This window comes from Janthinobacterium sp. C22 (assembly GCF_057919405.1).
The window spans coordinates 4,333,161-4,346,939 of sequence record NZ_CP193659.1 but is presented as its reverse complement, the minus strand read 5'-3'; the positions used below and the strand labels follow the sequence as shown (position 1 = coordinate 4,346,939).

General features: G+C 65.3%; 9 protein-coding genes and 1 pseudogene. 8 read left to right on the top strand and 2 right to left on the bottom strand.

From position 1 onward, the window contains the following. Window positions 1-16: 16 nt before the first annotated feature. Window positions 17-286 (bottom strand): PAAR domain-containing protein, encoded by a 270-nt coding sequence (locus ACRHIG_RS20340; RefSeq protein WP_086148295.1) that lies wholly within the window; start codon window positions 284-286, stop codon window positions 17-19. 15 nt (window positions 287-301) lie between these two features. Next, window positions 302-1,147, bottom strand: coding sequence for a M15 family metallopeptidase (locus ACRHIG_RS20335; protein WP_489627681.1), 846 nt, complete (start codon window positions 1,145-1,147; stop codon window positions 302-304). A gap of 215 nt (window positions 1,148-1,362) precedes the next feature. Between ACRHIG_RS20335 and ACRHIG_RS20330 the strand changes: the two genes are divergently transcribed. From ACRHIG_RS20330 to ACRHIG_RS20295, 8 genes and pseudogenes are all read left to right on the top strand, one after another. Next, window positions 1,363-2,127 (top strand): hypothetical protein, encoded by a 765-nt coding sequence (locus tag ACRHIG_RS20330; RefSeq protein ID WP_475417722.1) that lies wholly within the window; start codon window positions 1,363-1,365, stop codon window positions 2,125-2,127. Further along, on the top strand, window positions 2,124-5,231 hold the full coding sequence (locus ACRHIG_RS20325; RefSeq protein ID WP_489627680.1) for a type VI secretion system Vgr family protein: 3,108 nt from the start codon (window positions 2,124-2,126) through the stop codon (window positions 5,229-5,231). The genes ACRHIG_RS20330 and ACRHIG_RS20325 overlap by 4 nt, the downstream gene beginning before the upstream one ends. A gap of 2 nt (window positions 5,232-5,233) precedes the next feature. Beyond that, complete coding sequence (locus ACRHIG_RS20320; protein ID WP_489627679.1) at window positions 5,234-5,419, top strand: hypothetical protein; 186 nt, start codon at window positions 5,234-5,236, stop codon at window positions 5,417-5,419. 55 nt (window positions 5,420-5,474) lie between these two features. Continuing rightward, on the top strand, window positions 5,475-8,528 hold the full coding sequence (locus ACRHIG_RS20315; RefSeq protein WP_489627678.1) for a phospholipase D-like domain-containing protein: 3,054 nt from the start codon (window positions 5,475-5,477) through the stop codon (window positions 8,526-8,528). Between the two features lie 109 nt (window positions 8,529-8,637). Then, entirely contained in the window at window positions 8,638-9,912 is a 1,275-nt protein-coding gene (locus ACRHIG_RS20310; protein WP_489627677.1) for a T6SS immunity protein Tli4 family protein, read from the top strand. A 123-nt stretch (window positions 9,913-10,035) separates the two neighbouring features. After that, window positions 10,036-11,044 (top strand): annotated as a pseudogene (locus tag ACRHIG_RS20305) (type VI secretion system Vgr family protein); the annotation flags it as partial. Window positions 11,045-11,092: 48 nt separating this feature from the next. Next, window positions 11,093-12,850 (top strand): DUF2345 domain-containing protein, encoded by a 1,758-nt coding sequence (locus ACRHIG_RS20300; RefSeq protein WP_489630843.1) that lies wholly within the window; start codon window positions 11,093-11,095, stop codon window positions 12,848-12,850. Then, window positions 12,837-13,775 (top strand): DUF4123 domain-containing protein, encoded by a 939-nt coding sequence (locus tag ACRHIG_RS20295; protein WP_489627676.1) that lies wholly within the window; start codon window positions 12,837-12,839, stop codon window positions 13,773-13,775. Before ACRHIG_RS20300 ends, ACRHIG_RS20295 begins: the two co-directional genes overlap by 14 nt. Window positions 13,776-13,779 lie beyond the last annotated feature (4 nt).

Below are 13,779 nucleotides of genomic sequence, written 5' to 3'. Positions count from 1 at the left end.
CAGTGGCGGCGGGACGTCATAGCTGATCCGTGGTGGCTTGCTGGCTGGCGATCAGCATCGCGCCGCAGCTGGTCTTGTCGCCGTGGCGTGCCACCGGCTTGCCGTCGACGATCCAGCTGGCGTCGCCGCTGACGATGGGGCAGGTGCCATGGCCTGGCAGCGGGCACGAGACCTTGTCGCCAACGCGCGCGATGCCGATGCCGCCGCTGTCCGTCATCGCCGAGGCCTCCAGGACGCTGCCGCCATGCGATGTTTTATCGCCCAATCTGATTACGGGACCAGCCATATGTGCTCCTTCCAGTCATCGTTGTTTTTTCATGACACCGGGCATGCGCAGTTCGGTGTGGCCGAAATCCATCATTTTCCAGCGGCCGCCCCAGGTCATGCCGACCGATTCGGCCACTTCGCCATACAGCTGATAGCCGCGCATGGCCCAGGGATCCTTTTCCGAGATCACCAGCTTGCCGTCGCGCAAAAAGGCACAATCGGCGGCCAGGCCATACTGATGCCAGCTCTGGAATGCGGCCGCATTGGTGACATTGCTGCCCATGCCTGCCAGCATGTTTTGTCGCTCCGGACTGCGGTAGCCTTCCAGGATGGCCATGTCGTAGCCATGTTTTTCCTTCATGATCTTGAACACCAGCAGCAGCCTTTGCGCGTATTCGGCATTGAGCAGCGTCCAGTTGCGGCTGGCCGATACCAGCATCGGCCGAATTTGCTGCACTTCATCGGTGGCGAACACCAGCGGCGGCAGGTCTACCGGCGGCACCAGCTGTTCGCCTTGCAGCAGGGCCGACACCTGTGTATTCATTTCGCGCGTCGAGACCTCATAGCCGCCCAGCATGTTCTTGCTGCCTGCCAGCAAGGCGATCCCCGGCGGCAGGCAGACCACCGCCGCGCCGCCCAGGAACAGCAGGTAATGGCGGCGCACGAATGCCGCGCTGCCGAGCAGCGTGCTGGCGCCGCCACGGCGCAGCGTGTCGAGGCCGGCGTTCCTGCGCCGGGCCAGCCGATCGAGCCGCGCCGTCAAACCTTGCTCGGCCGTCGCCAGCGCCCGCAGCACCAGTTCGCGGCCGGATGGAAACAGCGCCAGCCAGCTGATCAGGCATGCGAGTAAAAAATAGAGTGCCACCGCCAGTAAAAACACGCCCGCTCCGTTCGAAAAAGGCGCCATGCATGGGCAGTTGAATGCCGCGGTGCCAGCGTTTGCGCTAATATTGCCTCGGAGTATATCTTACTAACTTGCTAATTGCGGGGGCTTTGTTTCAATTGTGCGCCGGGTCGGCACTGTTGATTTCCTAACATGCGTCACGCTTTTTTTATTGTCGTAAGGTATTGTAAATATTGACAGGAGTTAAAATTTTGCGAAGCAATGACGACAGCCCAAGGCCATCGACACGGCCCAGCTTATTGACGCCCGCGCAGCAGGCCGAGGCCGACCGTAGCCGTATCCTGAACCACCTCGAAGGCGGCCGTCGGCCCGCGCCCGTGCCGCATGACGGCCGTCGCGCCGGCCGCTGGGCCGTCTGGGGCGGCATGGTGGCCGGCGCCTTGCTGCTGCTGGCCACGGGCGCCTGGCTGGGACAGCGCGAAACGGCGGCGCAGGCCGAACCGGCGCCGGCCGGCACGGCGCCAGCGCCGGAAGCACCGGCCGTGGCCGCCGCTCCAGCCCCCGCCGCGGCCAGCATACGCGAGGAGGAGCAGCAGGCGCTGCCGCAGCAGAGCTTGAGCGAAATGCTGGGCGCCGGCATGCCAGTCCCTGCGCCCGTGCCGCGCCCCAGGGATGTGCTGAGCAAGGCGCTGGAAAGTCCGCAGAAGAGCGCGCCCAGGCCGGCGCGCGCACCGCAGCAGAAACCGCCCGCCAAAGCGCTCAAGCCGGCCGATCCGGCCAAACCCGCCGCCACGCCGGAACAGGAAAGCGACGTGGCCCTGCTGGCCGCGCTGGTGTCGCATTCCCAGGCGGGCACGGCGCCCGTCAAGGCGCCGTCCAGCCTGCAAGCCCAGTTGCAGCAATGCAGCAAATTGAAACCGGCGGCGGCCGATAGCTGCCGCCAGAGAACCTGCGCCGGCCGCACCGGCAAACCGCAATGCAAGGCGGCCAGGGCTGCGGCGAAAGGCGCGCGATGAGCGCAGCGCTGCTGGATCGGGTGGGCGCCGCGTTGAGCGCGTTCTCCAGCATCACGCGCTTGTATGAGCTCAAGTTTGAAGACGACAGTGCGCACGAGACTGCGCCCCTGCTGGTGGAAGCGTTCGCCGGCGACGAGCAATTGCAGACGCCGGGCGCGCGCGATGTCATCGTATTGTCGACCAGCGCGCAGCTGGCGCTGGCGCCCATGCTGGGCAAGCGGGCCACGCTGCAGGTCAGTCTGTTTGATGGCAGCCGCGCCAGCTTCAGCGGCCATGTCAGCGAAGCGGCCATGCTGGGCAGCCTGGGCGGCCTGGCGCGCTACCGGCTGCGTCTGACGCCATGGCTGTGGCGGCTGGGCCAGGTGCGTAACAGCCGCGTCTGGCAAGACAAGACCGTGATCGAGGTCGTGGAGTCCGTGTTCCAGCCGTATGCGCCGGCGGCGCTGTGGCGCTGGAGCGATGAAACGCGTCCGTTCATGGAGGGCGCCGCGCCGCGCAGCTATTGCTGCCAGTACCGCGAATCGGACCTCGATTTCGTCAGCCGCCTGCTGACCGAAGAAGGACTTGCATGGCGCTTCGAGGAACAGGGCGGCGGTCATTGCCTGGTGCTGTTTGCCGACAGCAGCGCCGACAGCGCCGTGCCGGAAGACGCTTCCAGCGCGGCCGGCGGCGGTATCCGCTTTCATGGCGCGCGCGCCGGCGAGCAGGGCGACACCATGCAGGCGTTCAGCACGGCGCGCTCGCTGAACACGGCGCTGGCCACCGTGCTCAGTTACGACTACAAGGCCAAGCGTGCGGTCGCGGCCAGCGTGCCGACCCGGACGGCGGTGGGCGGCCGGCGTGCGCCGCTGCTGGAAAGCTACGATACGCCGGGCCAGTATTACTATGCCGACGCCGCCCAGGCCAGCCGCTACGCGCTGTTGCGGATGCAGGCGCTCGAAGCGCGCCGCGAACGCTGCATTGCCCGCTCGACGGTGCGGACCTTGCGCGCCGGCACGCGGTTCAGCCTGACGCAGGGCCCGCTGCAGGCGGCAGGCGACGCGCCGTCTTACACGCTGCTGCGCGTGTGCAGCGTGGGCGTCAACAACCTGCCGGCGCCGGCCAGGCAGGGACTGGCCGAACTGTTCGGCCCGATTCCGGAACTGCTGCAGGAAAGCCTGGGCACGCTGAATCTGGGGCCGCGCCACATCGAGCATGTCGAGCAGGTGATCGCCCAGGCCATGGCCAGCGGCTATGCCAATCATCTGGAAGCGATTCCATCGGCCACGCCGTGGCGCCCGGTGCTGGGCGAAAACGGGCTGCGCCAGCATCCGAAACCGACCGCCTTCGGCAGCCAGAGCGCCATCGTCGTCGGCGCCGACGGCAATGACGTGGCCAGCGGCGCCGAGGAAATCCATTGCGACAGGCTGGGCCGGGTACGCGTCCGCTTTCACTGGCAGCGGGAAACGGGCGCGACGTGCTGGGTGCGGGTGGCGCAGCGCGCGGCCGGCGGCGGCATGGGCAGCCAGTTCCTGCCGCGCATCGGCCAGGAAGTGCTGGTGCAGTTCCTGGAAAACGATATCGACCGGCCCGTCATCGTCGGCGCCCTGTACAACGGCCAGGGCGAGGGCGGCGGCGTGCCGACGCCGGGCGGCGCGGCGCGCGACCCGGGCGACGCCGGCGTGTTCGCGCCGGCGCACGATCATGGCGTGTCGGCACAGGGGAATGTGGCGGGCGGCAACAGTCCGCTGTGGCATGGCGCATCGGGCGCCAGCGCCGGCCACCGCAATACGGCCGCGCAATGGGGCATCCGCAGCAAGGAATTCGGCAAGGCGGGCAGTGCGGCCGGTTATAACCAGCTGCTGTTCGACGACACCGACCAGCAGGGCCGTATCCAGCTGAAAAGCAGCCACGCGGCCAGCGAACTGAACCTGGGTCATCTGATCCACGGCGCCGACAATTACCGCGGCAGCCTGCGCGGCGCCGGCGCCGAATTGCGCACCGATGCGTATGGCGCCGTGCGGGCGGGTGCCGGCCTGCTGGTGTCGAGTTATGTCATCAATCACAATGCTGGCGCGCGCGACCCGGCCGGCGACAATGCGCCCGGCATGGCGCTGCTCAAGCAGGCGGCCAAGCTGGGCGAGACCTTCAGCCAGGCGGCCGTCACGCACCAGGGCGTCGCCTATGCGGCACACCTGGGGGCGACGGCGCCGGGCAGCAGCGCGCTCGACGCCAAGGCCGCGCCGTTGCCGGCTTTTCTCGCCAGCGCCTCGGGCATGCTGAGCCGCGAGAGCGTGGCCGCCGCCCGAAGCGACGCGGCCGGCAAGCCCACTGCGCCGGCCGACGACAAGCTGCCGCACAGCAGCGACGCCATCCTCGCCGTGGCGGCCAAGGCGGGGCTGGGCGTGGTGGCCGGCCAGGATATCCAGCTGGCCAACGGCGAAACGGTGTCCCTGATGAGCGGGCTCGACACGCAGTTCACCAGCGGCGGCACATGGCGATTGCACACGGGCCAGGCGATCGGCCTGCTGGGCGGCGTGGTCAAGCCGGGCGAGGGCGAGCTGGGCATGCAGCTGGTGGCGGCCAGCCAGCCGATCGAGGTACAGGCCCAGTCCGACGAGATCAAGGTGCAGGCGCGCGAAGAGGTCAACGTCGTCAGTGCCAACGCGCACATCGATTGGGCGGCGGCGAAAAGCATCCGCCTGTCGACGGCGGGCGGGGCCAACATCACCATCGAGGGCGGCAATATCACGATCCAGTGCCCGGGCAAGATGACCGTGTTTGCGGGCAAGAAAAGTTTTCTGGGGCCGCAAGGGCTTGGCTATCCCTTGCCGCGCTTGCCCCGTTCCGAGCTGGCGTTGCGGCCCTTGAAATTCATGCTGCGCCTGGCCGACACGCCAGGGCTGAAAGGCCATGCGCTGGCGCACACGCCGTGGAAGATCACCCATGGCGCGCAGCCCGACGGCATGGATTTCATCGACGGCGACAAGCTCGTCGCGCAGGGCAAGACCGATGCATCCGGCAACATCAAGCTCAGCGATGAAGAGGAAAAAAGCTCGCCGCCGTCTATGCGAGCAATCCGGACCATACGTGGATCGTGTATCCGGGCCACAGCGTGCGGCTGAACGTGGAAACCGAATCGCCCGACTGGACCGACAAGGAAAAGCTGTTCCATGCGATGCAGGCGGCGGACTTCAGCGCCGGGCGCTACGGCACCATCTTCGAGGCGGCCGCGGCGCCGCAGGCGCGCTATGCGAAAGAAGCGCTGGCCTCGCTTACCCTGAAAAACATCTTGCCGAAGGTGAAAGTCTGATGGTGACGATTTCATTCCCGGCACGCCACCTTGGCGATCGACAGCGACATGCGTCATGACACATAAAAATATCTCCCAACTGACGGCCAAGGACGGTACGCCGAGCGCGCCGGCGACCTCGGCGCCCGGCTGTTTCGTGCACGATGGCGAGGAGCTGCCCAATTTTCCCAAGCAAAAGTGGGGCAGTATCTTTTCCGAACAACAAAAGGGCAACCGCGTTGAGTTCTATGTGACTGGCGAAGAGTATTTCACGGCCGTGGCGAAGGCCATCGAAGGCGCCAAGAAATCGATTTTCATTACAGGCTGGCAAGTAAATTTCGATGTGGAACTGACGGCGAGCAAGACCCTGTTCGAATGCCTGGAAACGGCCATCAGCAGCCCCGCCGCGCCGACAGTGTATGTCATGCCGTGGCTTTCGCCCAAGGTCGGGGTTGACACGGGCGACTTCGAAACCGTGCTGGCCATCTTCCAGCTCAATGCCGGCGTCGGCGGCCCCGCCAAGGCATTCGCCTTGCCGGCGATCGCCCAGAGCGACATGGAAGGGATGCTGGGCATCGGCTTTTCGCATCACCAGAAACTGGTGGTGATCGACGATGAACGCGCGTTTGTCGGCGGCATCGACCTTGCCTATGGCCGGCGCGACAATGGCAAGTTCGCCCTCAGCCACGGCACGCGCAAGGGCAATGAGGTCTACAACACCTGCATCCCGGCCATCGAGCCCATGAGCAATGAAGCGCAAACGGCGTACCTGACGCGCGCGGAACTGCTGGCCGGCTGCATCGGCGGAAAAGTCGGTGGCGCGGCCGCGTTTGCCACCTCGGCCACGGCCGCGCCGATCGCCGTCGCGCTCGACGTGGTGCAGGGCGCCAAGGATGGCATCGCCCGGGTAACGAAGAATCTTTCCGCGAAATGGAAGGCGATCGACCTGATGCCCGATTTTATCGGCAAGCTGCAGGACATACCGATCGACGTCGCGCAGGATATGTCGCGCTGGGCTTACGGCCAGCTCGACAAGGGCTTGCGCGACAAGGTCGATGGCGTGCGCACCACGGGCAGCGCGCATGTGATCGACGGCGGCACGGCGCTGATGTCGTGGCTGAACGCGGGCTCGCTGAACAAGCTGCCGCCCGAATTGCGCAGCGGCACGGCCAGGCTGATCGAAACGTTCGTGATCGGCGTCCTCACTTATCTGTCGACCCTGGCCGACGCGCGCCCCACGCGCTATGAAAACCTGAAAAAACTGCGCAAGATCATGCCGACCGGGGCCAAGACCTTCGCCGCCACGCAGCCGCGCATGCCGTGGCACGATGTGCATGCGGCGATCGTCGGGCCCTCGGTCAGCGACTTGAGCCGCAATTTCATCGAGCGCTGGAATGGCATTGCCCAGCGCTATGAAAAATCGTACCAGGCCAGCGTGCCGCCGGCGCTGGTCAAGATGTTCCAGGCGCTGGGCATGTCCGGCACGCCCAGGCTGGTCTTGCAGCGCATCGCCGCCGCGCCGCCGCCGAATACGCATGCGCAGCCGGGCGACGCCTGGGTGCAAGTGCTGCGCAGCGCGCCGATGACCTTGCTCAAGGACGAAATGGCGGCGCATGCGCGCAAGGGGCAGCCGGCGGCCAGGCCGGCATGGCCGCAGAACAATTGTCTGAAGGCGATGTTGACGGCGATTAACGGCGCGCAGAAATTCATGTATATCGAGGGCCAGTTTTTCCAGTCTGAATATGGCAGCGATGAAAGCAAGACCAGGCCGCTGTCCGGTCCGATGGCGGCCCTGCTCGACATCAGCAAGTCGCCGGCCTATGAAAAGTATGCGAAGCAGCTCGGCGTCTATGGCGTGCCGCCGGCACAGATGATCGACAAGCTGGTCTGGTCGCAGATCGACGATGTCAAGGCCGACATTGCCGGCGGCGGCAGCGATTTCATGGCCGATCTGTTCAATGTGATGAGCAACTACGCCGATATCACCTCGACCCGCATGATGGGCAAGGAGGAGCCGGGCATTCTGAATCCGATCGGACTGGCATTGTCCCAGCGCATCGAACGCGCCATCAACGATGGCTTGCCCTTCCATGTGTACATGGTGCTGCCGGTACACCCGGAAGGCACGCTCGACACCCTCAACATCATGACACAGCTGCATCTGACGATGCAGTCGCTGGTGTTCGGCAAGGATAGCCTGGTCAACCGGATCAGGCGCGCCATCCTGGTGCGGGACCTGCGCAAGAGCAAGAAACTGGATGCGGACGAGGCCAAGAAAACCGTCGCGGGCTATGCGACGGACCGGCTTGCCGAATTGGCCGGCGACAAGTGGACCAGCTATTTGACCTTGCTCAATCTGCGCTCGTGGGAAACGCTGGGCAAGCGCCATGTGACGGAGCAGATCTATGTGCACTCCAAGCTGCTGATCGCCGACGACCGGGTGGCGATCCTGGGCAGCGCCAATATCAACGACCGCAGCCAGCTGGGAGGACGCGATTCGGAACTGGCGGTCGTCGTCAGGGATGACCATCAGACCGACGTCGCGCTCGACGGTGTCGATAGCGACAAGGTCAGCGTCAACGTGCATGACTTGCGGGTGCGCCTGTGGAAGAAAATCTTTGGCCTGACCGATGGCGCCACCCCGGCCAAGGACTTGATCAAGCACCTGCTGCATCCGGCGGCCCCGGACACCTGGGAAGCGATCCAAAAGGTGGCGCTGGCCAATGCGGAAGCGTATGCCAAGGCCTTCGCCTTCCTGGCGCGTCCAAGCGGCAAGCCCAGTTCGATCTGGCCCACGTGGAACGCCAGGACGCGCAGCCTGCAGCACTACATGCCGTTCCATGAGCGTTTCTGGCGCGATGCCGATATCTTGCGCGATGAATCGCATTCCTGGGAGGCGCAATCGCGCGCGCCCGAATCGGCTCCCGTGGGCGTGCAGGGTTTCATCGTGGCCTTGCCGGTCACCTGGACGGCGGGCGAAAACAATATTTCAGGCATGAATCTGACCCTGCTGGCCCATCAGGAGAAGAAACCGCTGCACGATGCCGACCATTCCTTGCCGCAAGAAACCTATGCCCAGGTTGAATCAGGCAGGCGCCTGCCAGCCGGGCAGCGCGAAAGCTCGGCTTGACGAACGCTGTATTTTTTGAGTGATACCCATGACGATAGTTGGTCTTCCGCATTTTTCCGCACGCCATCTCGCCGCTCTCCTGCTGTGTGCCGGCGCGCATGGCGAAGGCATGGCCGCCAAGCAGGCCGATCCGGCGGCGCCGTCGCGCAAGCCCACCGCGCAGGAGCTGGCGCAAGCGACGGCGCCCGGGTACGTGACGCCGGCCGGCATGGCGCGCGAATGCCTGGGGCGGCTGGTGTTCGACGTGCATGCGCCGGTACAGTGGCCGACCCGCTACAAGGACGCGTCCGACACGGGCATCTTTTACCGCTCGTTCAGCGAACAGGTATTTCACCAGGGTGATGAGATACAGGTCGGCAATGTCCGCATCGGCGTGCTGGGTCCGTTGAGCAAGGAAGACCTGGCCGCCTTGCGGGAAGCCTTGCCGCAACCCAGGATCGACAGCCTGCGGGCGCTGCTCAGGGACGATGAGGCAGAACTGGCCGAATTGAAAGGCCAGCCCGCCGATGCGAGGACCCGCCAGGCGAGCTACCTGGCGCAGAAGTCCGTCACAGGCCGGCAGGCGCAGCTCAAGGAACTGCAAAGCAACTACCAGACATTTGATTCCGGCCTGCCCGACAGCGAAGGCTACCGCACCAGCGAAGGTTCGGGAACGATCAATCCGACGCGCTATTCCATCTATCGCAGCCACCTGAAACGCGGCGACTATGTCTATGTGTTTGAATCCATGGAGGAAATACGCGGCCAGGACAGCGTGGCGCTCCACGGCCAGCGCTTTACCCGCTTCCTGAAAAGCTTTCGCCCACGCGCCGCCGGCGAGGTGCCGAAAGAGCTGGGCGTGTGCATCCCGCATGGCTTCATCGCCGACGACGGCAAGACCATCAGCAGCATCAAGCAGTCGCTGCGCTGGCCGGATGCGCCGGGCGTGCTGTATACGATCAGCACCGGCAACGTCGACCCGCGCGCCTTGAAAGTGCCGCTGGTCCAGGCGGCCGCCACCGGCGGCATCGGCCAGTTCGGCAGCCGCGGCGAACAGGAAGCCCAGCCTTTCATCGTCGAACGCATCGCGCCCCGTAGCGCCCGCATCGGCGCGCTGACGGCGCAGCAGGGCGGCGTAGCGCTGAAGGTGAGCCGGCCGGGCAGCGCGCCGTTTGAAACCTATGCGGTATTTACCGGTTACGCGGGATGGCTGGGCACGGCGGTGCTGCCCTACATTCTGATCGAACTTGGCAGCCGCAGCATGGAGCAGGCGCCGGAACTGAAGCAGAATCCGCCGCCGTTCAAAACCAGCTACGCGCGCCTGGAAACCTTGTTGAAGAGTACGCATTTGCGGCCGACCGAACCGGCCATGCCGGAATTACGCGGTCTGCAGGGCGCGCAGTGATGGATGCGGTCCCGATTTCAATCGAATCACTCTTGCTATAACGAAATTTCTAGGGTGTAATGCCTTGATAAAAGTGCTTATTTACTAATTTTTTTGCGGGAAGCCGCGTGATGGAGTTTCCGGATGTCGATGTCCTTGCCCGCCAGTTTCACGCAAGCCAGCAGATTGTTGCAGCTGACCACGCCCCTCGGCGCCGACCGCCTGCTGGCCGAATGCGTGCGCGGCGAGGAGGGCTTGAGCACGGGCTTCGTGTTCCAGATCGCGGCCCTGTCGACCGACGCGGGCATTTCGCTGCGCACCCTGATCGGCCAGCCGGCCTTGCTGCAATTGCTGACCTCCACCAGCGCCGACGCGCTGCGCCCGTTCCACGGCCACATCACGGGTGTCGAGCTGGCCGGGGCGAACGGCGGCATGGCGCGCTATCACCTGACCATCGAACCGTGGAGCGCTTTTCTTGACCACGGCCGCGACAGCCGCGTGTTCCAGGATATGACGGTATTCGACATCCTCGACGCGCTGTTTGCCGCCTACCAAGGGCAGGGCAAGCTGGCGCCGGCCTGGCGTTTCGATATTCTCGACCGCGCGGCATATCCGAAGCGCAGCCTGAGCACCCAGTATCAGGAAAGCGACTGGGCCTACGCCCAGCGGCTGATGTACGAGGAAGGCCTGTTTTATTACTATGAACACAGCGGCGATCCCGGCAGCCCCGGCCTGGGCAGCCACTGCCTGGTGATCGCTGACCATAACGGCGCATTCAAGCCCAATGCCCAGAGCGGCATCAATTTTACGCAGCCAGGCGCCGTCATGAAGGTCGACAGCATCGACCGCTGGCGCACCGAATTGCGCCAGCAGACCAATGCCATCGAAATGGGCAGCTGGGATTACCGCTCGCTCGACCAGCGCGTTGCCAGCGCGGCGGGAGCGGGGGCCGGCGCAGGGCGTGGAGCTGCTCAGCCGCGACGCGCCCGGCGCCTATGCCTACGCCTCGCGCGAACAGGGCCAGCGCATCGCGTGCAACCAGCTGCAGGCGCTGGAAGCGGGCAAGGAGATCCACGTGGCGGCCGGTACCGTGCGTACCTTGTCGCCGGGCACCACGTTTGTCCTGCAGGGACAGCCGGTGTTCGACCAGGCCGGCAGCGACGCCGAGCGCACTTTCCTGGTCGTGCGCACGGTCCACTTGATGCACAACAACCTGAGCGCGGATCTGCAGTCGTCGATCCTGCAAACGCTCAAGACGGGCCTGCTCGATGCGGCCATCCGCAAGGAGCACGCCGGCAGCCTGCATCGCATGTCCGCGCTGCAGGGCGCCATTGCCGAGCGGCCCCTGTACCGCAACCGCATCGACGCCATCCGCAGCAATATTCCCTATCGCGCCAGCGGCAAGGACCAGCATGGCTGCTTGCTGCATCCGCGCCCGACCGTACATGGCCAGCAGACGGCCGTCGTGGTGGGGCCGGCCGGCGCCGTGATTCACACCGACCGCGACCACCGCATCAAGGTGCAATTTCACTGGCAGCGCGGCGTCATGAGCCACAGCCGCCTCGAGCATCCGCAAGGCGGCGGGCATACGGGCGCGCCGGGCGACGACAGCGCCGGTACCTGGGTGCGCGTGGCCTCGACCATGGCGCCGGTGGCGGGCGCCAACTGGGGCGGCCATGCGCTGCCGCGCATCGGCCAGGAAGTATTGATCGATTTTCTTGAGGGCAATATCGACCGGCCTGTCGTCATCGGCGCCGTCTACAACGGCCAGGGCACGGCCGATGCCCAGAATAACCGCGTGGCGCATGGCGCCGGACCGGCCACCGGCAACGCGCCAGCCTGGTTTCCCGGCGAAGCGGGCGCGCATGCCCACCCGGCCGCGTTGTCCGGCATCAAGAGCCAGGCCATGCAGGCCAGCCAGCAGGGCGGTGCTGCGTACAGCCAGCTGGTGTTCGACGACAGCCCGGGCCAGCCGCGCGTGGCCCTGCAGCGCCATGCCGGCGCGCACCAGGGTACTGCCGAGCTGAACCTGGGACACCTGCGCCATCAGACGGACAACCAGCGGCTGGCCGCCGCCGGCTTCGGCGCCGAGCTGAAAACCGAGCACAGCGCCGCGCTGCGCGCGGGGCAGGGGTTGCTGTTGTCGACCGACGGGCGCACGAACGCCAGCGGCACGCAGATGGATAGCAAGGAGGCGGCGGCCCAGATCGAGCAGAGCCTGGCCCTGCTGACATCGCTTGCCGAGACGGCGCAAAAGCACAAGGCCGTGCTGGACGGCGGGCAAGGGCAGGCCGACGCGGCGCCCGGCACCTTGCCGGCGCTGAAACAATTGGCGCACAGCATAGAAATGCTCAAGGGCGCGGAAGGCGCAGGCGATGGCCAGGCCACGGCCTATGGCGCGCCGCAGCTGCAATTGTCCAGTCCGGCCGGCATCGCCGCCACGACGCCGCTCAACGCGCTCCTTGCCGCCGGCAATACCAGCAGCATCGCGGCCGGGCAGGACATCAACTTCGGCGCGCAAGGCAACCATTTTTATGCGATCAGTTCCGGCATCAGCCTGTTTACCTACGGCAAGGCCAGCAAGGCCGACAAACCGAATCAGGAAACGGGCATCCGCCTGCACGCCGCCAGCGGCAAGGTCAGCACCCAGAGCCAGTCCGATGAAACAAAATTAACCGCAGACAAGGCCGTGACCGTGGCCAGCGTCAGCAAGAGCGTCAACGTGAGCGGCAAGCAGCATGTGCTGCTGACGGTGCAGGGCGCCTACATCAAGCTCGAAGGCGGCAATATCGAGATTCACGGCCCCGGCAAGATGGAATTCAAGGCTGGCATGAAGGAGTTGACGGGTCCTGCGAGCGCCAGTCCTGTACCGCTGGCCTTGCCGATAGGACAATTAAAAGGCTGCGCACTGAAGCTTCTCGATGCCACGCAGGCGGGAGCGGCCAGTGTCAAACGATAAAGCGCCATCGCCAGCACCGTCTCCGGCGGCGGTATCGACGGCGCGCGCCGACGAAGTGCTCTACAACGTGGCCCGCGACTATGACAGGACCTTCGTCCTGATCGACCAGTTCATCGACAATCCTTTGCGCGAGGCGATCGAGGCTCTGTCGCCGCCCGCGGCCAGCGTGCTGCTCGATGACCCGATCTTCGAGGATGCCTTGCAGCGCGCCCCGATGCTGCTCGCGTTGTCAAACAAGCTGCCCGAGCACTATGCGCTGGTCGAACATAGCTTGAAGCTGGCGCAAGAGCAGCATGCCGAAGCGGGTGCCGTGCCCCGCATCTGCGCCTGGCTATTTAGCCAAGCGACGCTGGAGCGCCTGCGCAGCGCCATGCTGGCGCGCCTGAATGTGCGCTATCCGTCCGGCGAAGCCGTCTACCTGCGCTATTTCGACCCCCGCGTCATGCCGCATCTGGCAAGACTGTTGCCGCCGTCTATCGCGGCAGGCACGCCGGGGTACAGCAGTTTTGCCGATCTGCTCGGTCCTGTGGAGACCTGGTGCCAGCTCGATCGCGATGGGCAGCTGATCCGGCATGGCCATGCGCAGCTGGTGTCGGCAGTACAAGACGTTCCCCTGCGCATCGATGAGCCAACCACGCAGGCGATGGACCGCATCGAGCAGATCAACCTGGTAGTACGCATCCTGCGCGCAAGGCAAACGCCAATCGGCGCCGGCATCGATGCGCAGATCGACCGCTATCTTGTCGACAGCGCAAATGCGGGCCTGGCGCAGGCGGACGATCAGATCGCCTATGCCTGGCGCGCCGTCGCACACGGCCAGGCATTCACCTTGCATCCCGCCCTCGGGGAACTGATGCGGATGGCCGCCACGCAAGGCTTGCCGCTGGACATAGTATTAAATGCCCGTCTTCATTTCCTGGCTTGATGCC

What these genes read in the sequence shown, in the direction of transcription:
- ACRHIG_RS20340 (WP_086148295.1), bottom strand. Translation starts at nt 286, where the DNA reads ATGGCTGGTCCCGTAATCAGATTGGGCGATAAAACATCGCATGGCGGC.
- ACRHIG_RS20325 (WP_489627680.1), top strand. Translation starts at nt 2,124, where the DNA reads ATGAGCGCAGCGCTGCTGGATCGGGTGGGCGCCGCGTTGAGCGCGTTC.
- ACRHIG_RS20315 (WP_489627678.1), top strand. Translation starts at nt 5,475, where the DNA reads ATGACACATAAAAATATCTCCCAACTGACGGCCAAGGACGGTACGCCG.
- ACRHIG_RS20310 (WP_489627677.1), top strand. Translation starts at nt 8,638, where the DNA reads ATGGCCGCCAAGCAGGCCGATCCGGCGGCGCCGTCGCGCAAGCCCACC.
- ACRHIG_RS20300 (WP_489630843.1), top strand. Translation starts at nt 11,093, where the DNA reads ATGCACAACAACCTGAGCGCGGATCTGCAGTCGTCGATCCTGCAAACG.